The 26,639-nt window shown below is 68.5% G+C and carries 20 protein-coding genes; 14 read left to right on the plus strand and 6 right to left on the minus strand.

Translation table 11 applies throughout. The features are described from left to right. Window positions 1-611 precede the first annotated feature (611 nt). From dnaA to rpsL, 6 genes are all read left to right on the plus strand, one after another. Window positions 612-2,075: a chromosomal replication initiator protein DnaA gene (gene dnaA, locus ABL312_RS19440; RefSeq protein ID WP_349359049.1), complete on the plus strand. Its 1,464-nt coding sequence runs from the start codon at window positions 612-614 to the stop codon at window positions 2,073-2,075. A 267-nt stretch (window positions 2,076-2,342) separates the two neighbouring features. Beyond that, a complete protein-coding gene (gene dnaN, locus ABL312_RS19445; RefSeq protein WP_349359050.1) occupies window positions 2,343-3,461 on the plus strand; it encodes a DNA polymerase III subunit beta in 1,119 nt (372 codons plus the stop codon). Between the two features lie 41 nt (window positions 3,462-3,502). Further along, window positions 3,503-4,642: a DNA replication/repair protein RecF gene (recF, locus tag ABL312_RS19450; RefSeq protein ID WP_349359051.1), complete on the plus strand. Its 1,140-nt coding sequence runs from the start codon at window positions 3,503-3,505 to the stop codon at window positions 4,640-4,642. Between the two features lie 20 nt (window positions 4,643-4,662). Then, window positions 4,663-5,280: a LysE family translocator gene (locus tag ABL312_RS19455; RefSeq protein WP_349359052.1), complete on the plus strand. Its 618-nt coding sequence runs from the start codon at window positions 4,663-4,665 to the stop codon at window positions 5,278-5,280. A gap of 201 nt (window positions 5,281-5,481) precedes the next feature. Further along, window positions 5,482-7,947: a DNA topoisomerase (ATP-hydrolyzing) subunit B gene (gyrB, locus tag ABL312_RS19460; protein ID WP_374730155.1), complete on the plus strand. Its 2,466-nt coding sequence runs from the start codon at window positions 5,482-5,484 to the stop codon at window positions 7,945-7,947. Between the two features lie 116 nt (window positions 7,948-8,063). Further along, on the plus strand, window positions 8,064-8,435 hold the full coding sequence (gene rpsL, locus ABL312_RS19465) for a 30S ribosomal protein S12 (RefSeq protein ID WP_349359053.1): 372 nt from the start codon (window positions 8,064-8,066) through the stop codon (window positions 8,433-8,435). A gap of 200 nt (window positions 8,436-8,635) precedes the next feature. Here the strand turns inward: rpsL and ABL312_RS19470 are convergent, their stop codons facing one another. From ABL312_RS19470 to ABL312_RS19495, 6 genes are all read right to left on the minus strand, one after another. Beyond that, on the minus strand, window positions 8,636-10,177 hold the full coding sequence (locus ABL312_RS19470; protein WP_349359054.1) for a cryptochrome/photolyase family protein: 1,542 nt from the start codon (window positions 10,175-10,177) through the stop codon (window positions 8,636-8,638). Window positions 10,178-10,360: 183 nt separating this feature from the next. Beyond that, window positions 10,361-10,573, minus strand: coding sequence for a hypothetical protein (locus tag ABL312_RS19475; protein WP_349359055.1), 213 nt, complete (start codon window positions 10,571-10,573; stop codon window positions 10,361-10,363). A 354-nt stretch (window positions 10,574-10,927) separates the two neighbouring features. After that, window positions 10,928-12,556, minus strand: coding sequence for a molybdopterin-binding/glycosyltransferase family 2 protein (locus ABL312_RS19480; protein ID WP_349359056.1), 1,629 nt, complete (start codon window positions 12,554-12,556; stop codon window positions 10,928-10,930). Continuing rightward, complete coding sequence (locus tag ABL312_RS19485; protein WP_349359057.1) at window positions 12,553-13,251, minus strand: XdhC family protein; 699 nt, start codon at window positions 13,249-13,251, stop codon at window positions 12,553-12,555. Before ABL312_RS19485 ends, ABL312_RS19480 begins: the two co-directional genes overlap by 4 nt. Before the next feature lie 91 nt (window positions 13,252-13,342). Beyond that, window positions 13,343-13,714: an XdhC family protein gene (locus tag ABL312_RS19490; RefSeq protein WP_349359058.1), complete on the minus strand. Its 372-nt coding sequence runs from the start codon at window positions 13,712-13,714 to the stop codon at window positions 13,343-13,345. A gap of 191 nt (window positions 13,715-13,905) precedes the next feature. After that, a complete protein-coding gene (locus ABL312_RS19495; RefSeq protein ID WP_349361469.1) occupies window positions 13,906-15,477 on the minus strand; it encodes a phosphoenolpyruvate carboxykinase in 1,572 nt (523 codons plus the stop codon). Between the two features lie 816 nt (window positions 15,478-16,293). Here ABL312_RS19495 and ABL312_RS19500 point away from each other — a divergent pair. The 8 genes from ABL312_RS19500 to ABL312_RS19535 all read left to right on the plus strand — a co-directional run bounded on the left by ABL312_RS19500 (window position 16,294) and on the right by ABL312_RS19535 (window position 26,632). Then, complete coding sequence (locus ABL312_RS19500; RefSeq protein ID WP_349359059.1) at window positions 16,294-17,709, plus strand: MATE family efflux transporter; 1,416 nt, start codon at window positions 16,294-16,296, stop codon at window positions 17,707-17,709. Window positions 17,710-17,813: 104 nt separating this feature from the next. Next, window positions 17,814-18,512, plus strand: coding sequence for a response regulator transcription factor (locus ABL312_RS19505; RefSeq protein ID WP_349359060.1), 699 nt, complete (start codon window positions 17,814-17,816; stop codon window positions 18,510-18,512). An 85-nt stretch (window positions 18,513-18,597) separates the two neighbouring features. Continuing rightward, window positions 18,598-20,427 carry a sensor histidine kinase gene (locus ABL312_RS19510; RefSeq protein ID WP_349359061.1) on the plus strand — a complete coding sequence of 610 codons (1,830 nt, stop codon included), beginning with the start codon at window positions 18,598-18,600 and terminating at the stop codon, window positions 20,425-20,427. Next, window positions 20,424-20,900: a serine/threonine protein kinase gene (locus ABL312_RS19515; RefSeq protein WP_349359062.1), complete on the plus strand. Its 477-nt coding sequence runs from the start codon at window positions 20,424-20,426 to the stop codon at window positions 20,898-20,900. Before ABL312_RS19510 ends, ABL312_RS19515 begins: the two co-directional genes overlap by 4 nt. Before the next feature lie 184 nt (window positions 20,901-21,084). Then, window positions 21,085-21,489 carry a PTS sugar transporter subunit IIA gene (locus ABL312_RS19520; RefSeq protein WP_349359063.1) on the plus strand — a complete coding sequence of 135 codons (405 nt, stop codon included), beginning with the start codon at window positions 21,085-21,087 and terminating at the stop codon, window positions 21,487-21,489. Beyond that, the gene (locus ABL312_RS19525) at window positions 21,486-21,785 is read left to right on the plus strand and encodes an HPr family phosphocarrier protein (RefSeq protein ID WP_374730156.1); all 300 of its coding nucleotides are present in this window, start codon (window positions 21,486-21,488) and stop codon (window positions 21,783-21,785) included. The genes ABL312_RS19520 and ABL312_RS19525 overlap by 4 nt, the downstream gene beginning before the upstream one ends. Window positions 21,786-22,468: 683 nt before the next feature. Further along, window positions 22,469-23,872, plus strand: a complete 1,404-nt coding sequence (gene ahcY / locus ABL312_RS19530) for an adenosylhomocysteinase (protein ID WP_349359065.1) — start codon at window positions 22,469-22,471, stop codon at window positions 23,870-23,872. A gap of 249 nt (window positions 23,873-24,121) precedes the next feature. Further along, window positions 24,122-26,632, plus strand: coding sequence for an ATP-binding protein (locus tag ABL312_RS19535; RefSeq protein WP_349359066.1), 2,511 nt, complete (start codon window positions 24,122-24,124; stop codon window positions 26,630-26,632). Window positions 26,633-26,639: the final 7 nt, after the last annotated feature.

Consider the following 26,639-nt stretch of genomic DNA (forward strand, 5'->3'; position numbering starts at 1 on the left):
CGGAAAGATCGTTCGAGGCCCGAGAGGCTGACAAGATCCGGGGCCGAAGCGGCATGAGGCCGCACGCGGTGCGGACAGGAATGAAGACGTCGGCATGCTCCGATCGCGGGGATGTCCGGCTTAAACGACCGATGTGCCCGGCTGCGGGCGATGTCGGCAAAAAGCAAGATCGGCATGTCCGCTTCGCGCGCATGCCAGCCAATGAAAAGAGGGGCTTGACGATGACAGCACAATGGACTTTCTGTGCCGCTCCGGATCTGGTCAGGCGGAAGCGACGTCTCGTTTAAGTCCCGGCCCGATCGGGTGCGGGCGCGGCGCGTCCGTGCATCACTCTGCCAGGATCACTCACTTCCTCGCGTCGACACGGCCGGCCGGCTTTCCGGCGGTCATGGACGCTTGCGCGCTTCCCGCAGCGGGGAGCCGATCACCTTGACCCGGACGCGTGGCCCCGCCGTGCAGGGGCCGTCCGGTGAGCGACAAGGCGGCGGGCGCCGAAGCCCGCCCGACAAACCCGCCGCGCAAGCGGCGATAAACGGCCGAAACGGCCGAGGACAACAAAACGACGGGTTCTGCGGCGGCGGACATGCCCGTTGGCTTTGGAGGCGATCACAATGAGCTTGCAGGAACTTCCGGCATCCGAGAGCGTCGGTGCGGAGAACTGGGCGCGCGTCAAGAAGCGGCTTCGCGCCGAGCTCGGCGAGGACGTGTTCACCAGTTGGTTCGCGCGTGTCGATCTGGAGGATCATGCCGACGGGACGGTGCGTCTGTCCGTGCCGACCCGCTTCCTCAAGCAGTGGATCCAGTCGCATTACCGCGAGCGGTTGATGGGGCTGTGGAAGCGCGAATGCGAGGATGTGCATCGCATCGAGCTGACGGTGCGCGGCGCGGTGCGTCCGCGCACGGCGCCGGCGCAGCGGCCGAAGCCGACCCTTGCAAGCGGGGCCGACGCGATCAACGTGGCCGACAAGGCGCGTGTCGCGGCGCCCTCCGCGCCCGCCGCCGCCCCGACCCAGACGCGGGCCTCCGGCGGCGAGGGCGGGCTCGAGGGCGCGGCGCTCGATCCCAAATACACCTTCGCCTCCTTCGTGGAGGGCGAGTCCAATGCGCTGGCGCTTGCCGCCGCCCGCCAGATCTCCACGGCCACCTCGGTGACCTTCAATCCGCTCTATGTCCACGCGTCTGTCGGTCTCGGCAAGACGCACCTGATGCAGGCGATCGCCAGCGAGGCCAAGGCAGCGGGGCGAAAAGTGCTCTACCTGACAGCGGAACATTTTATGTACCGCTTCGTCGCGGCCCTGAAAGCCCAGTCCGCACTTGCCTTTAAGGACACTCTTCGCACGATAGACCTGCTCCTCATAGATGACATGCAGTTCCTGCACGGCAAGCAGGTGCAGCAGGAATTCTGCCATACCCTCAACGCGCTGATCGACGGCGCGCGCCAGGTCGTGGTGGCGGCCGACCGTCCGCCGTCGGATCTGGAGACGCTCGACGACCGCATGCGCTCGCGGCTCGCCGGCGGGCTTGTGGTGGCGATCTCCGAGCCGGACTACGGTCTGCGCCGCGCGATCCTGACCAACCGGGTGGACACCGTGCGTCGCAGCCACCCGGGCTTTTCGGTGCCCGAAAGCGTGCTCGACTATGTGGCGCGCAACGTCGGCACCTCGGGGCGCGACCTGGAGGGCGCGCTCAACCGGCTGATCGCCCACAACCAGCTGACCGGGCAGCCGGTCACGCAGGAGATGGCGGAGGCGACGCTGCGCGATCTGGTGCGCAACACGGAGCCGCGCCGGGTCAAGATCGAGGACATCCAGCGCGTGGTGTCCAAGCACTACAGCGTGTCGAAGGCCGACCTCCTGTCGGCGCGGCGCACGCGCACCATCGTGCGCCCGCGCCAGATCGCGATGTATCTGGCCAAGATGATGACGCCGCGCTCGCTGCCGGAGATCGGCCGGCGCTTCGGTAACCGCGATCACACCACCGTGCTGCACGCGGTCCGCAAGATCGAGGACCTGACCCGCAACGACGCGGGCCTTGCGCAGGAGATCGATCTGCTGAAGCGCATGCTCGACGCCTGATCGCGACACGAAAAGCGCTCCGGCGGGGCCGTTGGGTCGCCTCTCCGGCTCCGCCTTTCCCGAAAGCTGGACAAAACCGCCGCGCCCGAGCCGGGAGTGGCGGTTTTCTGCGGATGACGGGGCGTTTCGGGCCGCTTGCCCTTGCATTTCGCAGCGCGAAAGGGCAGTGTCGACGCCCATTTTGCCGTCGCGGCTTCTTCCTCGCGAAAACGGCCTCCCGGTGCCAACGCATTTGACAGTGGACGACACAAGGAAGTGGACGACACAATGAAGGTGACTCTCGAGCGGACCGATCTTCTGAAGTCCTTGACCCACGTTCATCGTGTCGTCGAACGCCGCAACACCATTCCCATCCTGTCCAACGTGCTGTTGCGCTGCGAGGACGGGGAGCTGGCGCTCAAGGCGACCGATCTCGATCTGGAGATCTCCGAGCGCATTCCCGCGCATGTGGAACAGCCCGGCGCGACCACCGTGCCGGCGCATATGATCTACGACATCGTGCGCAAGCTGCCCGACGGGGCGCAGGTGGTGCTGGAGACCTCCGGCGACAACGCGACGCTGGAGCTGCGCGCCGGGCGCTCGCGGTTCGCGCTGCAGATGCTGCCCGAGTCCGACTTCCCCGACATCACGGCGGGCGACTTCACGCATGGCTTCACCTTGAGCGCGCGCGACATGCGCAAGGTGATCGACGCGACGCAATTCGCGATCTCCACCGAGGAGACGCGCTATTATCTCAACGGCATCTACATGCACACGGTGGCGACCGACGCGGGCGAGCGCTTCCGCGGCGTGGCGACCGACGGGCACCGGCTGGCGCGCGCCGAGATCGCGGCGCCCCAGGGCGCCAGCGGCATGCCCGGCATCATCGTGCCGCGCAAGACCGTCGGCGAGATCCAGAAGCTGCTGGAAGACCCGGAGGCGGAAGCCCGCGTCGAGATCTCGGAGACCAAGATCCGCATCACCACGGGCGCGGTGGTTCTGACGTCGAAGCTGATCGACGGCACCTTCCCCGACTATGGTCGGGTGATCCCGCAGAACAACGACAAGGAACTCCTTGTCGACCGCGACGAGTTCAAGGCGGCGGTCGACCGCGTGTCGACGATCTCCTCGGAGCGCGGACGGGCGGTGAAGCTGGCGATCTCCGAGGGGCGCATGGTGCTCACCGTGGTCAATCCGGATTCCGGATCGGCCACCGAGGAACTGGCGGTCGACTATGAGTCCGATCCGCTGGAGATCGGCTTCAACTCCCGCTACCTGCTGGAGATCACGGGGCAGCTCAAGAGCGACACGGCGGCCTTTCATTTCGCCGATGCCGGCGCGCCGACCCTGATCCAGGACAAGGGCGCGGACGATGCGCTTTATGTGCTGATGCCGATGCGGGTGTGACCGCGGACGGGCCAGACCAACACCAGGACGGTGGCCGGGACATGGGCGAGCCGGTGCGGGTTGCCCTGCGCAGCCTCAGCCTGACCAATTTCCGCAATTATGCGCAGCTCACCATCGCGCTCGACGGGCAGCTGATCGCCTTCGTCGGCGAGAACGGCGCGGGCAAGACCAATCTGCTGGAAGCCGTGTCGCTGTTGACCGCCGGGCGGGGCCTGCGCCGCGCGCCGCTCGACGAGATCGGTCTCAAGGGCAGTGCCGCGCCCTGGAGCGTGGCCGCAAGGGTCTCGGGCGTGGCCGAGGAGACCCGCATCGGAGTCGGCCACACGCCGGGCGAGCCGGGACGCCGCATCCGCATCGACGGGGCGGACGCGCGCACCTCCGACCAATTGCTCGACTATCTGCGCGTGCTGTGGCTGCTGCCCTCCATGGACGGTCTCTTCACCGGGCCCGCCGGCGACCGGCGGCGCTTTCTCGACCGGCTGGTGCTCGCGGTCGATCCCGGCCACGGTCGTCGGGTGGCGGATCTGGAAAAGGCGCTCAGGGCGCGCAACCGCCTGCTCGACCAGGGCGGCGGGCCGGCCTATCTCGACGCGGTCGAGGCGCAGCTGGCGCCGCTTGCGGTTGCCGTGTCGCTGGCCCGGCGCGAGACGGTGGCGCTGCTGGTCGACCGCATCGCCCTGCAGGCCGGTCTCGGCCTGCCGTTTCCGCGCGCCGACGTGGCCCTCACCGGCGCCTTCGAGGACGAGGCGGCGGCGCTCCCGGCCTGCGATCTGGAAGACCGCTATCTTGCGGCGCTGGCGGCGGGGCGCGGGCGCGACCGGGCGGCGGGGCGCACGCTGGAGGGGCCGCATCGCTCCGATCTCGCGGTGCGCCACGTGGCCAAGGACATGCCGGCCGCGCTGGCCTCGACCGGAGAGCAGAAGGCGCTTCTCATCGGCCTGGTGCTCGCCCATGCGGAGGTGACGGCGGCGACCGCCGGCATGACCCCGGTGCTGCTGCTCGACGAGGTGGCCGCCCATCTCGACCCCGGCCGGCGCCGGGCGCTGTTCACGCGTCTCGCCGATCTCGGCCTGCAGGTGCTGATGACCGGCACCGACCCGCAGCTTTTCGTCGACCTGCCGGCCGAAAGCCGCCTGATGGCGGTCGCAAACGGCGCGGTTTCGGTCTATAACGACACGTGATCTCTTCAAGGCTCTCCGACATGGATATCTCGGCTCTCGCCATTTTCGCGGCCGCGCTTTTCGTGGCCGCCGTCATTCCCGGTCCGGGCATCGCGGCGATCGTCGCCCGCGTGCTGGCGCGCGGCCGTCAGGGCGCGGTCGCCTTCTGTCTGGGCGTGGCGCTCGGCGACGTGATCTGGCTCGGCTTTGCCGTCGCCGGGCTGGCGGTGCTGGCCAAGAGCTTCGCCATGGTGTTCATGATCGTCAAATATGCGGGTGCGGCCTATCTGGTCTATCTGGCGTGGAAGATGTGGACCGCCCCGGCCGATGCCGGTCTGGCGGGCCTCGACCAGCCGGCGAGCGAACAGCGCGTCGGCCTGATGCTGGGCGGGCTGGCCGTCACCCTGGGAAACCCGAAGACGATGGTCTTCTATCTGGCGCTCCTGCCCAACATCATTGCGCTGGAGACCGTCACGGTGCTGGGCTATCTCGAGCTCAGCCTGGTGGCGCTCACCGTTCTGGGGGGTGTTCTCGGCGGCTACTGCGTGCTCGCCGAGCGCGCCCGGCGCCTGATCTCGACGCCGCGCGCGGTCCGGCTTCTCAACAGGAGTGCCGGGTCCCTCATTGCCGGGGCGGCGGTGGCCGTTGCCACCCGTTGATGACGCGGCACCGCACGAGCGGGGCAACGCCTTGAGCTGAATGGAAGAAATCCGGTGCGCGCGGAGGCGGTCCGTCCGCTCCGCCGTGCGGGAGCACGGCCGGCGCGCGCCGGAGCTTCCCCTTGCGTTCCGGTCGGTTGAACGGCGCCCGCGAGCCCGTATAACCTTGGCTTCACGATATCGAGCGAGCAACTGATTCGAATGAGCGATACACCGACGACCGGCGAGCCGGACCCGACCATGCCCGAGGGCGCCCCCGACAGCGGCGCGGAATACGGCGCGGATTCCATCAAGGTCCTGAAGGGCCTGGATGCGGTGCGCAAGCGTCCGGGCATGTACATCGGCGACACCGACGACGGCTCCGGCCTGCACCACATGGTCTATGAGGTGGTCGACAACGCCATCGACGAGGCGCTGGCCGGTCATGCCGACCGGGTGACGGTGACGCTCAACGCCGACGGTTCGGTCACGGTGACCGACAACGGGCGCGGCATTCCGACCGACCTCCATCCGGAGGAAGGCGTGTCGGCGGCCGAGGTCATCATGACCCAGCTGCATGCCGGCGGGAAGTTCGACCAGAACTCCTACAAGGTGTCGGGCGGCCTGCACGGCGTCGGCGTCTCGGTGGTGAACGCGCTGTCGTCCTGGCTGGAGCTCAGGATCTGGCGCAACGGCAAGCGCCACGAGATGCGCTTCGAGCATGGCGACGCGGTGTCCCCGCTCACTGTGACGGGCGAGGCGGACGGTCAGAAGGGCACCGAGGTCACCTTCCTGCCGTCGACGGAGACCTTCACCCGGACCGAGTTCGATTTCGCCACGCTGGAGCACCGGCTGCGCGAACTCGCCTTCCTCAATTCCGGCGTGCGCATCCTGCTGACCGACAAGCGCGGCGTCGAGGACGTCGCGGTGGAACTCTACTACGAGGGCGGTCTGGAGGCCTTCGTGCGCTATCTCGACCGGGCCAAGCATCCCCTCGTCGAGGCGCCCATCGTCATGCGCTCCGAGCGCGACGGCATCACCGTCGAGGCCGCGCTGTGGTGGAACGACAGCTACCACGAGCAGGTGCTGTGCTTCACCAACAACATCCCGCAGCGCGACGGCGGCACGCATCTGGCGGGCTTCCGCGCGGCGCTGACGCGCCAGATGACCGGCTACGCTGACCAGTCCGGCCTCCTGAAGAAGGAAAAGGTCTCGCTCACCGGCGACGACTGCCGCGAGGGGCTGACCTGCGTCCTGTCGGTGAAGGTGCCGGACCCGAAGTTCTCGTCCCAGACCAAGGACAAGCTGGTCTCCTCCGAGGTGCGCCCGGTGGTGGAAAACGCCATCAACGCCGCGCTGTCCACCTGGCTGGAGGAAAACCCGGCGCCGGCGAAGACGCTCGTTTCCAAGATCGTGGAGGCGGCGAGCGCCCGCGAGGCGGCGCGCAAGGCGCGCGAGCTGACCCGGCGCAAGGGCGCGCTGGATGTCGCCTCGCTGCCGGGCAAGCTCGCCGACTGTCAGGAACGCGACCCGGCCAAGGCCGAACTGTTCCTCGTTGAGGGCGACTCGGCCGGCGGTTCCGCCAAGCAGGGCCGCAGCCGCGAGAACCAGGCGATCCTGCCGCTTCGCGGCAAGATCCTCAACGTGGAGCGCGCCCGCTTCGACAAGATGTTGTCCTCCAACGAGATCGGCACGCTGATCACGGCGCTCGGCACCGGGATCGGCAAGGAGGAGTTCAACATCGAGAAGCTGCGCTACCACAAGATCATCATCATGACGGACGCCGACGTCGACGGCGCCCACATCCGCACGCTGCTTCTCACCTTCTTCTTCCGTCAGATGCCGGATCTGATCGAGCAGGGTTACGTCTATATCGCGCAGCCGCCGCTCTATAAGGTCAAGCGCGGCCAGTCGGAGCAGTATCTGAAGGACGAGGAGGCGCTCGAGACCTATCTGATCGACACGGGCCTTGAGGACACGACGCTGACGCTCGCCGACGGCGAGGTGCGCTCGGGCAAGGATCTGCGCGACGTGGTGGAGACGGCGCGCACCGTGGCCCATATCCTCGATGGGCTGCATTCGCGCTACGACCGCGACGTGGTGGAGCAGGCGGCCATCGCCGGCGCCCTCAGCGCCGATGTGCATGCCGATCCGGAGCGCGCGCGCGAGGCCGCGGCCTATATCGCGCGCCGGCTCGACATCCTGGCCGAGGAATACGAGCGCGGCTGGACGGGCGAGGTGCGCGAGAGCGGCGACCTGGTGTTCGAACGCACCGTGCGCGGCGTGAAGGAGGTGGCCACCATCGACGCCGCGCTTCTCGATTCCGCCGACGCGCGCAAGCTCGATGCACGCACGAAGCATCTGCAGGAGATCTACGTCAAGGCGGCGACCCTGGCGCGCAAGGGCAACGAGACCGCGATCCGCGGGCCGCGCGCGCTGCTGGCGGCCGTCTTCGCGCAGGGCCGCAAGGGCATTTCCATGCAGCGCTACAAGGGCCTGGGCGAGATGAACGCCGAACAGCTGTGGGAGACCACGCTCGACCCGAACGCCCGCTCCCTGCTGCAGGTGAAGGTGCGCGAGGCGGATGCCGCCGACGACATCTTCACCAAGCTGATGGGCGACGACGTGGATCCGCGTCGCACCTTCATCCAGGACAACGCGCTGTCCGTCGCCAATCTCGACGTCTGAGCGTGCCGGTCCGGCCAGAAACCCCGGTGCGATCCGGATTCTTCCTTTGACAAAGCCGGGCGCTCCCCCTATACGGAGCGCCCAAGACCTTTCTCCAATAAAAGCCGCAAGCGAAGATGCCGACAATCAATCAGTTGGTTCGTCAGAACCGTAAGCCGACCGTCAAGAAGTCCAAGACCCCGTCGCTGGGTGGAAACCCGCAGAAGCGCGCCGTGTGCACCCGCGTGTACACCACGACGCCGCGCAAGCCGAACTCGGCTCTGCGTAAGGTGGCCCGCGTGCGCATGACGAACGGCAACGAAGTCACCGCTTACATTCCGGGCGAAGGCCACAACCTGCAGGAGCACTCGGTGGTGCTCGTGCGCGGCGGCGGCCCGAACGACCTTCCGGGCGTGCGCTATCGCGTCATCCGCGGCGTGCTCGACACGCAGGGCGTGAAGGACCGCAAGAAGCGCCGTTCGCTCTACGGCTCCAAGCGTCCCAAGTAAGCCTTTTCGCGCAAGGATCCCTTGCGCGCTTGGGATTGCGGCGAATTTGCCCTCGGCCCGGCCGGGGGCTTTTCGCGTTTTGGGGGGTGGTCTGGACCTGCGATTCGCGGCGCGCGATGCCGTGCCTGCGCCGGGCCTCGGGGTGCCCGCGACTTGATCGTCTTGCGCTCTGATCGTCTTGCGTCCTGTTCCGCTCGACCCTAGAGGTCGCCGGCGTCCAGCGCGGCCTTGACCCGCTTGGCGGCCGCGCGATAGGCCGCGCGCGTGTCGTCGGTCATGCGCTCCCAGGTGCGATAGGGCTGGGCGAGGCGCGGATTGCCCTTCAGCCGGTCGCGGTTGCGCTCCAGAAAATCCCAGTAGAGCGGATTGAACGGACAGGCGGTCTCGCCGGTCTTGTCCTTCACGTCGTAGGCGCAGCCGCCGCAATAGTCCGACATCTTGTTGATGTAGTTGCCGCTCGCCGCATAGGGCTTGGAGGCAAGCAGCCCCCCGTCGGCGAACTGGCTCATGCCGAGCGTGTTCGGCAGTTCCACCCATTCATAGGCGTCCGCGTAGACGGCCAGATACCATTCGTGCAGCGCCTGCGGCCGCACACCGGCCAGCAGCGCGAAGGTGCCGGTGACCATCAGCCGCTGGATATGATGGGCGTAAGCCTCCTCCCGCGTCTGAGTCACCGCCTCGCGCACGCAGGCCATGCGCGTCTCCGCGCTCCAGTAGAAACCGGGGAGGTCGCGCGTCGCCTCCAGCGCGTTTTCCTGCGCGTAGTCCGGCATCTTCAGCCAGTAGATGCCGCGCACGTATTCCCGCCAGCCGATGATCTGGCGGATGAAGCCCTCCACCGCGTTCAGCGGCGCGTGCCCGTCGTGATAGGCGCGCTCCACCATCTGGCAGGTCTCCAGCGGATCGAGCAGGCCGCAATTGAGGTAGAGCGACAGGATGGAGTGGTAGAGGAACCGCTCGCCCGTCACCATGGCATCCTGATAGTCGCCGAAGCGCGGCAGCGCCTCCTCGATGAAGCGGGCGCGTGCCTCTTTCGCCTGATCGCACGTCACCGCGAACCAGAAGGGCTCGAGATCGCCGAAGCGGTTGGGGAAGTGCTGCGCGATCATGTCGATCACGGCCCGTGTGGTGGCATCGGGGTCGAAGGCGGCCGGGCGCGGCATGAAGAGATCGCCGCGCGCCGGTTTGCGGTTTTCGGCGTCATAGTTCCACTTGCCGCCGACCGGCTGGTCGCCGTCCATCAGGAGCCCGGTCGCGCGCCGCATCTCGCGATAGAAATACTCCATGCGCAGTTGCTTGCGGCCCCTGGCCCAGTCGGCGAAGCCGGCGTGCGTGCACAGGAAGCGGTCGTCGGCGCAGATCTCGACCGGCACGCCGAAGGCGTTTTCCCAGTCCTCGATCATCTTCAGCACGCGCCATTCGCCGGGCTCGGTCACGCGGATCGCCTCGGGGGAAAGACGCGCGACGGCGCGCGCGATCTCGCCGGAAAAGGAGCCGGCGTTGTCGGCAGCATCCAGCGTCACATAGTCGACCTGCCAGCCGGCCGCGCGCAGCGCCTCGGCATGGTGGCGCATGGCGGACAGCAGAAACGCCATCTTCTTGCGGTGATGGGGGACATAGGCGGTTTCCTCCGCGACCTCGACCATGAGGACCCGGTCGCGTGCCGGGTCCATCGTCCTGAGCGAGGCGAGCCGCGCGGTGAGCTGGTCGGCGAAGACGGGCAGAAGCGTGCGGACGGACATGGGAGGGACGGTCTCGTGTGCGGGGCGGGGAGGGAGGCAAGGGACTGTGCCCGGACTACGCGCCCCGACCGCAACCGGATCGGCCGGCCTGCCCGCGCCGTTCGGTCAAACCACCGGCGCGCAAAGCAAAAGGCCGCCCGAAAAGGACGGCCTCTTGAAAAGATCGGCGGATCGACCGGGCGGTTACGCCGCGATCCGCTTCTGCTGGCGGAAGGCGACCGGCGCGTTCTCGCGGTTGCGGCGGCGCTCTTCCGGCGAGATGTAGACGAGCGCGCGGTGCTCGTCGCAGTAGGACACGCCCGGCTCCACGCGGTTCTTGCACGGGAAGACGTAGTTGCCGCCGGTGCCCTCGGCCCACTTGCACTGTCCGGCGCGCGGCAAACGAAGCTCGCTCATGGTTCATACCCCTGATCAGGCGCGACACCGACACGGGCCGGTCAACGTCTCTCGCCGACACCCTTGCGGGCATCGCGCTTTGAACGGACCTGCGCTGCCCTGACGGGCATCGCGCGTTGGACGGATCTGCGCTGGAAAAAGCCGGGCTGCCTCATGCGACCGGCGAATAATGGTGACCGTTATATAAGTGTCACATTGCCCTGTGGAAAGCGCGGACTCCGCATAGGAGCCATGAACATAGTGCAGTGCAGCGATGTGGTTCATGCGCGGCTGCCGGCATCCTGCCAATTCCGTAGGTCCGTGCGGCGGGTTTGCGCGGCGCGCGGACGCAGCGGCCTCGCCACGAAACCGTTGTCAATCGGTGTCGCCGTCAAGCGCCGTCCGCGCGCCCACGGCATCGAGCGCGGCGCGCGTGTCGAGGTCCTGGCGCGCCGCGGCCCCGATTTCAACCCGCGCCAGATGGTCACCGGCGGATTCGATCAGATGGCGCGCGCCCGTGTCGCCTTCCAGCCGGGTGAGGGCCTCGAAATGTGTCCGGTCCCACAGCACGGGATTGCCGCGCTTGCCTTCCACGGTCGAGACCACCACGGTCCGCCCCTCTTCCGGACGATAGGCCGCGATCAGCGCGTCGATGTCGGCCGACGACACGAAGGGCATGTCGGCGAGCAGGATGACGGCGGCATCGGTCTCGGACGGCAACGCCTGCACGCCGGTGCGCAGCGAGCCGGCCATGCCCTCGGCGAAGTCCGGATTGTGGACGAGCGTGAGGTTCAGGCCGTCGAGCGCGGCGGCGATGGCCGGCGCCTCGTGCCCGGTCACGACGGTGAGCGAGGACAGGCCGCTGTCGAGGGCGGCCTGTGCGGCGATACGCACCAGAGGCGTGCCGTTGAGGCGGGCGAGCAGCTTGTTGACGCCGCCGGCGCGTCGCGCCTGACCGGCGGCCAGAAGAACCCCGGCCACGTTCCGCGCGCGCGCCGCCGCCGCCGGGGTGCGGGCGCGCGGCTGCGGACGGGAGCCGATTTCCATCAGGAGACCGCCGACCCCCATCCCCATGATGTCGTCGGCGGTGACCGGGCAATCGGCCATCAGCCGGTCGAGCACCCAGTCGAAGCCGTTTTCCTTGGGCGAGCGCGCGCAGCCCGGCGCGCCGATCACAGGAATGCCGTCGAGCTCGCCGACCAGCAGCAGATTGCCGGGATCGACGGGCATGCCAAAATGCACGATCCGGCCGCCCGCCGCGCGGATCGCGGTCGGGATGATGTCGTCGATGTCGACGATGGCCGAGGCGCCGAAGACAAGCAGCATCTGCGCGCCCTCTCGGACCTGGGCTTTGAGCGCCTCCCCCGTGGCCGAAACCGCGTGCGCCACGCGCGCCTCGCCGATGAGGCGGGAGCCGGAGACGGCAAGCCGCGCCTCGGTGATCCGTCGGGTCTTGTCGAGCACGCTCTCCTTGAGGTGCGGCAGCACGGTGGCGACCAGCCCGACATCGCGGGCGCGGAACGGGGCAAGCCGCACAGCCCCGGCGGCCCGGCGTTCGGCCTCCGCGATCAGCGGTTCGGGAACCGCGAAGGGGATGATCTTGGCGGTGGCGACCATGCGCCCGCGCGTCACCCGGGCAAAGGCCGGCAGCGTGGCGAAGGTGATGGCGGGATCGATCCGGTTGAGCGCGTCGACCGCGCTCCGCTCGACCATCAGGATGCCATCGGCCTCGGCATGCAGGTTGACGCGTCCGGTGAAGGGCGGCTCGAGCGACAGCCCGCCGGCGGCGGCGGCCCGCGCCAGCCGGTCGGCCGCCGTGTCCTCATGGCAGTCCCGCGCGTCGAGGCGCGCGGCGACGACCGTGTCGATGCCATTCGCGATCAGCCGTGCCACGTCGGCCGGCGTCAGCCGGTGGCCCTTCTTCAGTGCGCCGTCGGGCAGCCGCACCGTGTGGGCGAGCAGCGTGCCCTCGGCCTCGGCGGTCGCGATCTCGCCGAATTTCACGACCCGTCTCCCGGTCCCTTGCGCAGCGCCGCGATCACATTGGCGAGCACCGCAACGGCGATCTCGGCCGGCGACGCGGCGCCGATGTCGGCGCCGATGGGCGCGTCGATGCGCGCGAAATCGGCCGTCGTCACGCCGGCCTCGCTCAACCGCTCGCGCCTCCTGGCGTGGGTCTTGCGGCTGCCGAGCGCGCCGACATAGAAGCAGCCGGCAGAAAGGGCCGCGACGAGCGGCGTGTCGTCGATCTTGGGGTCGTGGGTGAGGGCGGCGAGCGCGGTGTAGGGATCGAGCGCGATCTCCTCCAGCACGTCCGCCGGCCATTCGGCGACGAGCCGTCCGTCGGGAAAACGATCCTCGGTCGCGAAGGCGGTGCGCGGGTCGATGACGATCGTGTCGAAGCCGGCAAGCCGCGCCATCGGCACCAGCGCCTGGCTGATGTGCACCGCGCCGATCAGCACGAGCCGGGGCGGCGGCACGGAGACGGTGAGAAAGGCGGTCGCGCCCTCGGGCGTTGTGACCTGCCCCGATTTGCCGGAGCGAAAGCGCGCGGCGATCTCCGTGGCGAGCGGATCGGCGGTGAGATCGTCCTGTGGGGTCACCAGACGCTGGGCACCGGTGTCCAGATCGGTGACGAGAACGGCGGCGCGACGGCCGGCGCGGGCGGCGTTCAGCCGGGACAGCAGGTCGAGATCCATGACGGGGGCGGTCCTGAAGCGGGGAAGACCCTGGAGCGGGTCGAGACGGCAAGTGGGGCGAAGACCGGGGAAGGCGACGGGCGCGTTGGCGTCAGCCCGCGCCCGCGGTCCGCACCGGTTCCACGTAGACGCGGATGCGTCCGCCGCAGGACAGGCCGACGCGCCAGGCGGTCTCGTCGGCGACGCCGAACTCGAGCATGGTCGCCTTGCCGGTCTCGATCACGTCGACCGCCTCCGCCACGACCGCGCCCTCGACGCAGCCGCCGGAGACGGAGCCCTGAAAGTTGCCCTCCGCGTCGATGACGAGATGCGCGCCCACGGGGCGCGGGGCGGAGCCCCAGGTCTCGACGACGGTGGCGAGCGCGACCTGCCGGCCGGCCTTGCTCCAGGCTTCGGCGAGCGCGAGCGGATCGTCCTGTCCCGGACCGGGGAGGGGGGATGTCGGCGCGGGGGCGGTCTGCATGGCGGTGTCCTCCTTGGCCGAAGAATGACCTGGCCGGAGTATAGGTCGCCCGCGCCCGCGCGCACAGGGGCAACGCGGGCGGGAGGCTTGGCCTTTGGTGCAGCCGTCGGCTCGGCGAAACGGACAACAGCCTGAAATGAAAAGGCGCGCCGGAGACCGACGCGCCCGAAAACCCGATTGGCGGAGGCGGCTTATTCGGCCGCGGTGCGCGTGGCGGGGGCCGCGTCCAGGACGGTGTTGTCCACATGCGCCTCGAAGGTGGCGAAGTTCGACACGAACATCTCCACCAGCTTGGCGGCCTGCGCGTCGTAGGCGGTGGGGTCGGACCAGGTCGAGCGCGGATCGAGGATCGACGCGTCGACGCCCGGCACTTCCACCGGCACCTCGAAGCCGAAGTTCGCGTCCTTGCGGAAGGCGACGTCGCGCAGCGAGCCGTCCAGCGCGGCGCCGAGCAGGGTGCGGGTGGCGCGGATCGGCATGCGGTGGCCGACGCCATAGGGGCCGCCCGTCCAGCCGGTGTTGACCAGCCAGCAATCCACATTGTGCGCGGCGATCAGCGTGCGCAGCAGATTGCCGTAGCTCGAGGGATGGCGCGGCATGAAGGGGGCGCCGAAGCAGGTCGAGAAGGTGGCCTGGGGCTCGGTCACGCCCTTTTCCGTGCCGGCGACCTTCGCCGTGTAGCCGGACAGAAAGTGATACATCGCCTGGGCCGGCGTCAGCCGGGCGATCGGGGGCAGCACGCCGAAGGCATCCGCCGTGAGCATGATGATGTTCTTGGGCTGCGGCGCCCGGCCGGTCGCGCTGGCATTGGGGATGAAATCGATCGGATAGGCGCAGCGGGTGTTTTCGGTCTTGGAGCCGTCGTCGAAGTCGGGCACCCGCGTGTCGGTGTCGAGCACGACGTTTTCCAGCACCGTGCCGAAGCGCTTGGTGGCCGCGAAGATCTCCGGCTCCGCTTCCGCCGACAGCTTGATCGTCTTGGCGTAGCAGCCGCCCTCGAAGTTGAAGATGCCTTCCGGACCCCAGCCGTGCTCGTCGTCGCCGACCAGCGTGCGCGTCGGATCGGCCGACAGGGTGGTCTTGCCCGTGCCCGACAGGCCGAAGAAGACGGCGGTGTCGCCGTCCTCGCCGACGTTGGCGGAGCAGTGCATCGGCATCACGCCCTGGTCGGGCAGAAGGAAGTTCAGCAGCGAGAAGACCGACTTCTTCATCTCGCCGGCGTAGGACGTGCCGGCGATCAGCACGATCTTGTTGGTGAAGTCGCAGGCGATCACCGTTTCGGTGCGGCAGCCGTGGCGGGCGGGATCGGCCTTGAAGCTTGGCAGGTCGATGATCGTCATCTCGGGCGAGAAGCGGGCGAGGTCGGCGCGCTCGGGTCGGATCAGCAGGTTGCGGATGAACAGCGAATGCCAGGCATATTCGGTGAAGACGCGCACGTTGATGCGATGCGCGGGGTCGGCGCCGCCGTAGAGATCCTGCGCGAAGAGCTCCATGCCCCTGGCGTGGGCGATCATGTCGGCGTGCAGCGTGGCGAAGGACTCGGCGCTCATCTCGGCGGTGTTGTCCCACCACACGCTGTCGCGGGTGGTGTCGTCATGGACGACGAACTTGTCCTTGGGCGAGCGGCCGGTGTGGACGCCGGTCTCGACCACCAGGGCGCCGCCGTCGGCCAGCTCGGCCTCGCCGCGACGCAGGGCCTCTTCATAAAGCGCGGGCGCGGTAAGGTTGTGATGAAGCCCTGCGAGATCCGTCAAACCGCCCATCTCCGCGGGGTTTGAGGGAAGCACTACGCCCTGATCCGCCATTTTTCCGAGGTCCTTGTCTGCGTTTCCACGTCTGCGTTTCCACCGTGGCGCGCTTTCGCGTTCCGCCTGCCGGTTTGTCGCCGGCCTGTCGTTGCCGGTCCATCTGCGTGGCCGGCCCCAAGAAATCGACCCGGCCGCCAATTCGGCCCGATCCGTCACGTGTCCTACCCGCCGCGTCGGCGAAAGCAAGACCTGGTTTCCCTGCATTCGGTCGCATCCCGGTTGGCGGACGCACCCCAGGGCGGTCGCGCGCGGGATACGGCCTGGATCGCGCGGGCCTTGCTGGCCGAGCCGTGATCCATTCGTGCCGTGATCCAACTGCCAGCTATGGGACGGCGTCGCTCTGCCGTCCCTTTCCGTTGGTCCCGAGGTACGGGCCCCGGGATGCGGGGCCATGAGACGGGTCCGGATACGGGTCCAGGGGCACGGGTTCGCTCTGCCGCTCCGCGAGGCCTCGCGAACCTAGTGGATGGCCCGCGGATCAACAAGCATTACCTCCGTCTCAGTGAGGTGCCTAAATCGATTAAATGTGCGATAAGCCGAAATATCTTTCTTCACGCGGTTAAATTATTCGGCCGCTCCGGCGAGGGGAACGGGAGGATCGGCGGCGACGCTCCGGCGCGCCCGACGCTTTCGGATTTCCACGCCCGAACCCTTGCCGACCTCTTGCCGACCTCTTGTAAAGCTCCGGTCGGGCCTCGATCCGATGTCCCACAGGTCCGTGCCGGGGATCCCGCCGCCGGATGGTCGATAACCCCAGAGTGCAGGTGACCGATGACCCTGTCCGCCCAGCCCTCCTTCTCGCCGCCGGTCGCGCCCGTGTCCTGGCATGTGCGCCGGACCGTGACGCTGGCGCTGCCGATCATCGTCGCGCGGGCGGCGCTGGTGGTCATGTTCACCGTCGACACGATCATGGCCGGACACCTCGGTGCGCAACCGCTTGCGCAGTTCGGCCTCGGCGTTGCGCCGCAACTGACCCTGATGCTGATCGCCGTGGGCGCGCTGCAGGCGACCGCCGTGCTCGTGTCCCAGGCGGTCGGGGCGGGCGACATGCCGCGCATCGGCACGATCTTCCGTGCGTCGGTGGTGCACGCCCTCCTGTTGGCGGTGGCGATCCTGCTGCTGTCGCTCGGGGCCGGCGCGTTCTTCCGCGCCATCGGCCATGCCCCGGACCTGGTCGAGGGGGCGGCGCGGGTGTCGTTCGCCTTCGGCCTCGGCATGCCCGGCACGCTCCTGTTCATCGTCTGCAACCTGTTCATGGAAGCGACCGGCCGACCCAAGACGGGCATGGCGATCATGCTGCTCGCCAATCTCGTCAATGTGCCGCTGAACCTCGCCCTCGGCTCCGGGTGGGGAGACGTGATCCCGGCGCTCGGCGCGGAGGGCATCATGCTCGCCAGTTCCATCGCGCGCACCGGGGCCGGCCTGACGCTCGCGGCGATCCTTCTGATTCAGGCGCTGCGGATTGACACCTTTCATATTCTGTCATTCGGCAAGCGCGCGGTCGCGGACGGGCGTTTGCTCACCGGGCCGGTCGCCGCCCGGCTGCGTCGCCTCGGGCTGCCGATGGGTCTGGCGCAGGGCATCGAAAGCGCCGCCTTCGCCGCCGTGGTGATGATGGCGGGCCTGATCGGCACGGCCCAACTGGCCGCCTATCAGACCACGATGACCCTGGTCACGCTGACCTTCATGATGGCGATCGGCACGGCCGGCGCCACGGCGATCCGGGTCGGGCGCGCGGTGGGCGAGGGGCGTGCGGCCGAGGCCGCCCGGGCCGGCTGGGTCGGCATCGGGCTCGGCACGCTCTGGCCGGTGCCGGTGGCGATTGCCTTTGTCGTCGCGCCGGAACAGGTCGCCTCGCTGGTGATCGCCGACCCGCGCACGGTCGCGGCGGCGCGCGAGGCGCTTTTTGTCGCCGCCTTCCTGTTGTCGGTCGACGCGGGCATGGGCGTGGCGCTCGGCGCGCTGCGGGGGCTCGGCGACGTGTGGTGGCCGACGGCCTGGCAGATCGCCGCCTTCTGGCTGGTGGGAATCCCGGTCGCCTGGGCCGGCGGGCTGATGTTCGATCTGGGCGCGGGCGGCTTGATCGGGGGACTGCTCGCCGGCATCGTCGTCTCGCTCGCCGGTCTTCTCCTGCGCTTCCGCCGGCAGGTCGCGCGGCACGCAGAGCGCCCGGGCGACGCGCGCTGAGCCCGGGCCGTGCGGCGAGCCGCGTCATAATTTGCGCGCATTTTCACCGGCAAGGCTGGTACAACGACACCGACACGACCGAAAATGGGGGCAGGACCCGGAACATGCCGACGATTGCGCTTGTGGACGACGACCGCAACATTCTGACATCCGTTTCGATCGCGCTGGAGAGCGAGGGCTATCGTGTCCACTCCTATACGGATGGCGCGTCCGCGCTCGACCGGCTCATCACCGATCCGCCGGATCTTGCGATCTTCGACATCAAGATGCCGCGCATGGACGGAATGGAACTGCTGCGCCGGCTGCGCCAGAAATCCGACCTGCCGGTGATCTTCCTGACCTCCAAGGACGACGAGATCGACGAGCTCTTCGGTCTCAAGATGGGCGCCGACGATTTCATCCGGAAGCCCTTTTCCCAGCGCCTTCTGGTGGAGCGCGTCAAGGCGGTCCTGCGCCGCGTGCAGCCGCGCGACGCCACCGCGTCGAAGCCGGAGAGCGACAAGCTGCTGGAGCGCGGCGATCTGGTGATGGACCAGGAGCGCCACACCTCGACCTGGAAGGGCAAGCCGGTGACGCTGACGGTCACCGAGTTTCTCATTCTCTATGCGCTGGCGCATCGCCCGGGCGTGGTGAAGAGCCGCAATGCGCTGATGGATGCGGCCTATGACGATCAGGTCTATGTTGACGACCGGACCATCGACAGCCACATCAAGCGTCTGCGCAAGAAGTTCAAGCTGGTCGACGACAGCTTCGACATGATCGAGACGCTGTATGGCGTCGGCTATCGTTTCCGCGAAAGCTGACGTGCGCGCGGGCACGAGGCGCTGACCCCGCGCGGGGTCGGGACGGGACGCCCGGACAGGCGCGACACGCGCTCGGGGGCAGGACATGGTGAGCGAAACCGGGACAGGCGAAGGACCGCGCGCGCAAGGCGCGGCGGCGGGCGGCGCGGAGCGCTCCTCCGCGGCGCTGCGCACGCTCGGCAACCGCCGCCTGCGCCGCCGGGTGCTGTCGCGCATCGGCGGGTTTCTCGGTCCCTATCTGACGTCGTCGCTGACCCGGCGCATTCTGGTGCTCAATCTGGCGGCGCTGTGTGCGCTCGTCGGCGGCATTCTCTATCTCAACCAGTTTCGCGCCGGGCTGATCGACGCGCGCGTGCAGAGCCTGCTGACCCAGGGCGAGATCATCGCCGGGGCCATCGCGGCGTCGGCGACCGTCGAGCCCGACGGGCTGATGGTCGATCCCGAACAGCTTCTGCAATTGCAGGCGGGCGAGAGCATCTCGCCGAGCGAGAGCGGCCGGCTTCTGGACTTCCCGATCAATCCGGAACGGGTGGCGCCGGTCCTGCGCCGGCTGATCTCGCCGACCAAGACGCGCGCCCGGATCTACGATCCCGAAGGCATCCTGATCCTCGACAGCCGGCATCTCTACGCCCGCGGCCAGATCCTGCGCTTCGACCTGCCGCCGCCGACGGCCGAGGAACCGGGCCTGTGGGAACAGATCTGGGCCGACGTGAAACTGTGGTTCCGGCGTGGCGACCTGCCGCTCTACGAGGAAATCGGCGCCGGCAACGGGCGGGCCTATCCGGAGGTCGAGGCAGCGCTGGCGGGCTCGCCGGCAAGCGTTGTGCGCGTCTCGCCGCGCGGCGAGCTGATCGTGTCCGTCGCCGTCCCGGTCCAGAGGTTCCGCGCGGTGCTGGGTTCGCTGCTGCTGTCGACCCAGGGCGGCGACATCGACGCCATCGTGCGCGCCGAACGCGTCGCCATCATGCGCGTCTTCCTGGTCGCGGCCACCGTCACCATGGTGCTGTCGATCCTGCTGGCGGGCACCATCGCGGGCCCCGTGCGTCGGCTCGCGGCGGCCGCCGAACGCGTGCGGCGCGGCGTCAAGTCGCGCGAGGAGATCCCGCAGTTTTCCGACCGGCGCGACGAGATCGGTCACCTGGCCCGCACGCTGCGCGAGATGACCAACGCGCTCTACATGCGCATGGACGCGATCGAGACCTTCGCCGCCGATGTCGCGCATGAACTGAAGAACCCGCTGACCTCGCTGCGCAGCGCGGTGGAAACGCTGCCGCTCGCCCGCACCGACGAATCGCGCGACCGGCTGATGGACATCATCCAGCACGATGTGCGCCGGCTCGACCGGCTGATCACAGATATCTCCGATGCCTCGCGTCTGGATGCGGAACTCGCACGCGCCGATGCGGCGCCGGTCGACATCGCCGCGCTGTTGCGCGGGGTGAGCGATCTCGCCAACGAGCGGGCGGCCTCCGGCGAGGCGCCCGTCGAGGTGCGCATCGCGCCGTCGCGGCGCGGCCATCCCTATCGCATCCTCGGGCACGAGAGCCGGCTGGCGCAGGTCGTCAACAACCTGATCGACAACGCCCGCTCCTTCTCGCCCGAGGGCGGGCGGGTGCGCATCGAGGCGCGTCGCGACGGCGACCGTGTGGTGATCACCGTCGACGACGACGGCCCCGGCATCAAGGCCGAGATGACCGACCGCATCTTCGAGCGCTTCTACACCGACCGGCCGGAGGACGAGGGCTTCGGCAACAATTCCGGCCTCGGCCTGTCGATCTCGCGGCAGATCGTCGAGGCCCATCGCGGCACCATCGCGGTGGAGAATCGGGAAGATACCGATCCGGCGACCGGCGCCCCCCGGATTCTGGGCGCGCGCTTCACCGTGCGCCTTCCGGCCGAACGCGGCGCGGGATGAGCGCGCCGACGATCCATGCCTCCTGCGTGCTTGTCGGCGCCTGCGGCGTGCTGGTGCGCGGGCCCTCGGGGCGCGGCAAATCGGGCTTCGCGGACGCATTGGTGCTGAGCGCGCAGGCGCATGGGACCTTCGCCCGGCACGTGGCCGACGACCGGGTCTGTCTTTCGGCACGCGGCGCGCGGCTCGTCGCGCAACCGCCGACCGCGCTCGCCGGACTGTGGGAGCGGCGCGGGCTCGGCATCGTCGCCGTGGCGCATGAGGCCCGCGCGATCGTGCGGCTGATCGTCGATCTGGTGCCGGCGGAAACATGCGCGCGGCTGCCGGATCCGGGCGAGGACGTTGCGCGGCTCGAAGGAATCGCCCTGCCGCGCCTGTGCATCGCCTCTCCGCCGAGCCAGCTCGATGTCGCGCGCGTCCTGCGTCTCGCGGCGGGCGGCGAAAGGCATGGGGTGAGGGCGCCCCCGCCGGCGTGACACATGGGGCGGATGCGTCCCCGGCGAGGCGGCGTTGGAGAGCCTGTGCCGGAAAAGGCGGCAGACGACGCGGATTTTTCTTGCACTGCAGTGCCGGCTTTCAGACATTGGGCGTCCGGCGCGGGCCCGGGCGCGGCCGGCACACGCGGCGACGGGCAGACACAAACATGATGACGGACAGGGCATGATCGGTCTCGTACTCGTCACGCACGGGCGGCTGGCAGAAGAATTCAGGGCGGCATTGGAACACGTCGTCGGGCCGCAGGAGCAGATCGGGGCGATCTGCATCGGGCCGGATGACGACATGGAGCAGCGCCGCGACGACATCCTGGCCGCGGTCAAGGAGGTCAACGACGGCAGCGGCGTGGTCCTGCTGACCGACATGTTCGGCGGCACGCCCTCCAATCTCGCCATCTCGGTGATGGACGGAAAGACGATCGAGGTGATCGCCGGCGTCAACCTGCCAATGCTGATCAAGCTGGCGAGCGTGCGCCAGGACTGCGCCATCGCCGATGCGGTCGAGGAAGCGCGCAAGGCCGGTCAGAAATACATCTCCGTCGCCAGCCAGGTTCTGTCGGGGCAGGGATGAGCATGACCGACACGCCCGTCGATGCGACCCGCGCCGAGGATCTGACCATCGTCAACCGCCGGGGCCTGCATGCCCGCGCCTCCGCCAAGCTGGTGCGGCTGGTCGAGGGCTTCGACGCGCAGGTGTCGGTGACCCGCGACGGCCAGACCGTCGGCGGGACCTCCATCATGGGGCTGATGATGCTGGCCGCGAGCCCGGGCTGCTGCATCCGCGTCAGCGCCTCGGGCCCCGAGGCCGACGCGGCGCTCGCCGCGATCCGCGATCTGGTGGAAAGCGGCTTCGGCGAAACCGACTGAGGCACGACCCCTCCGACCGGCGCACCATCGATCCGACCGTGAGCCGCGAGCGGAGCGCTGCCTGTGCCGTGTGCCGTCCCGCATCCGTGACTGTCCGCCGTTGGCTGCCCGCTTTTGCGCGTCTCTCGGCTCAAACCCGGCACATCCCGGCGTGCGCGCCGCTCTGGCCGGTGCCTTCGGCCAAGGCCCCGGCACGCTTGTGCCTGCGTTCGGTGCCCTGCCCCATCCCCCGGATCCTTCATCATCATGTGCTTCCCTGCCGTCGCGCCGCTCCGGACGCGCAGACAGCGGTCCGTTTACCGTCACGCCCGGGATATAAAGAAATCTTTATATCCTTATTGCTTTCTATCGAGCGTCTCTCTATAAGACGGGGCAGTCTCGCGGCGGGGGTTTCCCTTGCGCGGGGCACGCGGGGAGGCGTGCGGTCCGGCCCCGGTTGACCGCCGGGAATGGTCGACAGCCGGGACAGGCCACAAGCCGGGAAAGGCCACAAGCCGGGAAAGGCCGAGAGGCTGGACTGGCCGCAGGGCTGGACAAGGCGGACACGCCGGGAGCCGACAGCGCCGGCGCCGCCCCGTTTGAGGACATTCAGGACATGCCGGGACGGCGCATCCCGCCCGGCTCTCGGTTCCGCGCAAGCGCTCTTGCCGGGTAACGCGATGACAAACGAGCGGATCACACCCATGACGACTGCACCCGATTATCACGTGAAGGACATCTCCCTGGCCGACTTCGGCCGCAAGGAGATCGACATCGCCGAGACCGAAATGCCGGGCCTGATGGCCTGCCGCGAGGAGTTCGGCGACAGCAAGCCGCTCAAGGGCGCGCGCATTGCCGGCTCCCTGCACATGACCGTCCAGACGGCGGTTCTGATCGAGACGCTGACCGCGCTGGGCGCCGACGTGCGCTGGGCGTCGTGCAACATCTTCTCCACGCAGGACCACGCGGCCGCCGCGATCGCCGCCGCCGGCGTGCCGGTCTTCGCCCACAAGGGCGAGACGCTGGAGGAATACTGGGATTTCGCCGACCGCATCTTCCATTTCGACGGCGGCGAGCCGGCGAACATGATCCTCGACGACGGCGGTGACGCCACGCTCTACGTGCTGATGGGCGCGCGCGTCGAGGAAGGCGAGACCGATCTGATCGAGAACCCGACCTCGGAAGAAGAGGAAGCGCTCTTCGCGCAGATCCGCAAGCGCCTTGCCGCCTCGCCGGGCTGGTTCGTGCGCCAGCGCGCCGCGATCAAGGGCGTGACGGAAGAGACGACGACGGGCGTCAACCGCCTCTACCAGATGGCCAAGAAGGGGCACCTGCCGTTCCCGGCCATCAACGTCAACGACAGCGTGACCAAGTCGAAGTTCGACAACAAGTACGGCTGCAAGGAAAGCCTGGTCGACGGTATCCGCCGCGCCACCGACGTGATGATGGCCGGCAAGGTCGCCGTGGTGTGCGGCTATGGCGACGTGGGCAAGGGCTCGGCCGCCTCGCTGCGCGGCGCGGGTGCGCGCGTCAAGGTGACGGAGATCGATCCGATCTGCGCCCTGCAGGCGGCGATGGACGGCTTCGAGGTGGTGACGCTGGAGAGCGTTGCGCCGACGGCCGATATCTTCATCACCACCACCGGCAACAAGGACGTCATCCGCATCGAGCACATGCGTGCGATGAAGGACATGGCGATCGTCGGCAACATCGGCCACTTCGACAACGAGATTCAGGTCGCCGCGCTCAAGAACCACAAGTGGACCAACATCAAGCCGCAGGTGGACATGATCGAGATGCCCAACGGCAATCGCATGATCCTGCTGTCGGAGGGGCGTCTGCTGAACCTCGGCAACGCGACCGGCCACCCCTCCTTTGTGATGTCGGCGAGCTTCACCAACCAGGTGCTGGCGCAGATCGAACTGTGGACCAAGGGCGAGGCCTACGACAACTCCGTCTACGTGCTGCCCAAGCATCTCGACGAGAAGGTCGCCCGTCTGCATCTGGAAAAGCTCGGCGTCGATCTGACCGAGCTCACCGAGGAGCAGGCCGAGTACATCGGCGTCGAGACGACCGGCCCGTTCAAGCCGGACCAGTACCGCTACTGATCCGTCCCGGCGGCCGGCGCGTCCGGCCGCCCGGAGTTTCCTGACGAGATCCCCCGCGCGCCGGCCTTTCCGGTCGCCGGGTCCGCTGTGCGGGAGCTGTGGATGACACGGCTCCCGTTTTCTTTTGGGGTCGGAACCCTTCTGCGCGATTCGCCTTTGCGTTATGGTTTTTGCGAATCGGACGGGTCGTGAGGCAGAACTGTCCGGTCGAGCCCTTCTGGCTCCCTGCGGCGTAAAGGATCTGACACGATGCCGGCGGACGGCTTGCAACATGCGCGCGAGACCCGCGCATGGCGACATTCGAGTCGAGGGGCGGCCCTGCGCGCCGCCGGCGGCCTCGTCGCCCTGCTGTCGTCCACGGCGCTCGCCGCCGCGCAAGGCGCAGCCGCCCCCGCATCAAACGGATTAGACGCGCTGCAGATCGTCTGGATGGCGGCGGTCGGCGGCGCGGTGACCTTCGCCGTCACGGTGGCCGTCACGCTGGTGCGCGGCCGTCAGGCGGTCGCCGGATCGCTCGACGAGGCGCTGCAGAAGAACGCCGCGCTCACCGCGCGCCTCGACCGGCTGGAAAGCCTCATCGATTCCGACGATCAGCGTCTCGTGGTCTGGCCCGGCGGTCAGGACGAGCCGATGATCGCCGGCGTGCTCGACGAAGCCTCCGGCGTTCCCCGTTCGGCGACCCGGCTGCTCGCCTTCGGCACCTGGCTCGACGCCCGCTCCGCGTCCGCGCTGGAGCAGGCCGTCGACCGGCTGCGCCGGCAGGGCGAGGGCTTTCGCATGGTGCTGCCCACGCAAGGTGGCGGTCTGGTGGAAATCGACGGCCGCGTGGCCGCGAGCGCCCCGGTGATGCGGGTGCGCGATCTGACCGGCGAGCGCAAGTCGCAGGCGCTTCTGGCCAAGAGCAACGAGGCGCTGACCGCCGAGCTGGACACGCTGCGCGCGCTGCTCGACAGCGTGCCGGCGCCGGCCTGGCTGCGCGATGCCGACAGCAGGCTCGTGTGGGTGAACGACGCCTATGCCCGCGCCGTCGACAGCGCGAGCCGGCAGGAGGCGCTCACCGCAGGCACGGAGTTTCTTGACGCGAAGAACCGCAAGGCGATGGACGCCGACCGCGATGCCAGGGGCGTGGCCCAGGCCCGCGTGCCGGCGGTGTCGGCCGGCGCCCGGCGCATCTACGACGTCACGCAGCTTGCGATCGACAGTGGCAGCGGCGGTCTGGCGATCGACGTCAGCGATCTGGAGCGCATGCGTCAGGAGCTGGGGCGCACCATCGACTTCCACGCCCGCACGCTGGACCAGCTGGCGACCGCCGTGGCGATCTTCGGGGCCGACCGAAAGTTGCAGTTCCACAACGCCGCTTTCGCCGCCCTGTGGGATCTGGAGCCCGGTTTCCTGGAGGGCAACCCGACCGACGGCGCGCTTCTCGATGCCCTGCGCGCGGCGCGCAAGCTGCCCGAGCAGGCGGATTATCGCGGCTGGCGCAACAAGCTGCTGGAAAGCTACACCTCGCTCGAGGCGCGCGAATTCTGGTGGCATCTGCCCGACGGGCGCACCCTGCGCGTGATCGCCAACCCGCATTCGCAGGGCGGCGTGACCTATATCTATGAAAACGTCACCGAACGGCTGGATCTGGAAAGCCGCTACAACTCGCTGATCCGGGTTCAGGGCGAGACGCTCGACAACCTGTCGGAGGCGGTTGCCGTGTTCGGCTCCGACGGGCGGCTGCGGCTGTGGAACCCCGCCTTCGAGAGCATGTGGAGCCTGGTGGACGACCGGCTCGGCGACAGCCCGCATGTCACCCGCATCCTGCTGCCCGAGGCGCTGGAACCGGCGGAGAACGAGGTCTGGCAACGCCTCGTCACCGCGATCACCAGCCTTGCGGAAAACCGCGAGCCGGTGAGCGGGCGCATGGAGCGCGACAACGGCGAGGCCATCGACTATGCGACCGTCCCGCTGCCCGATGGCGGCACGCTCGTCACCTTCGTCAATGTCACGGATTCGGTGAACGTGGAGCGCGCGCTGCTCGACAAGAACGTGGCGCTGGAGCAGGCGGACCAGCTCAAGAACGCTTTCATCCAGCACGTCTCCTATGAGTTGCGCTCGCCGCTGACCAACATCATTGGCTTCGCCCAGCTCCTGTCGGACCCGAAGTTCGGCCCGCTGACGGCCAAGCAGGGCGAATACGTCGATTACATCCTGTCGTCGTCTTCCGCGCTGCTGGCGATCATCAACGACATTCTGGATCTGGCGACCATCGACGCCGGGATCATGGAACTCGACGTTTCCTCCGTCGACGTGGCGCGCACCGTGCAGGCGGCGGTCGAGGGCCTGAAGGACCGGCTGACGGAATCCGGCATCGCGCTCAACCTCGACATGGCCGCCGACGTCGGCTCCATCGAGGCGGACGAGCGCCGGCTGCGTCAGGTCCTGTACAATCTGATCTCCAACGCCCTGCGCTTTTCTGATGTCGGCGGACGGATCGACGTGACCTGCACGCGGGTGTCCGATGCCATCGAGTTTCAGGTCCGCGACCACGGCTGCGGCATTCCCGAGGACATGCTCGATCAGGTCTTCGCGCGCTTCGTCGGCCGCGACGCGGGCGCGCGCCGTCGCGGCGCCGGGCTCGGCCTGTCCATCGTCAAGAGTTTCGTCGAACTGCATGGCGGCTCGGTCGCCATCGAATCGGAAGAGGGGGTCGGCACCACTGTCGTCTGCCGATTTCCCTTCGCACCCGACACCCTCCGCCACGCCGCCGAGTGATCCCGCG

Origin of the sequence: Stappia sp. (genome assembly GCF_040110915.1) — a bacterium.
Lineage (GTDB): Bacteria > Pseudomonadota > Alphaproteobacteria > Rhizobiales > Stappiaceae > Stappia.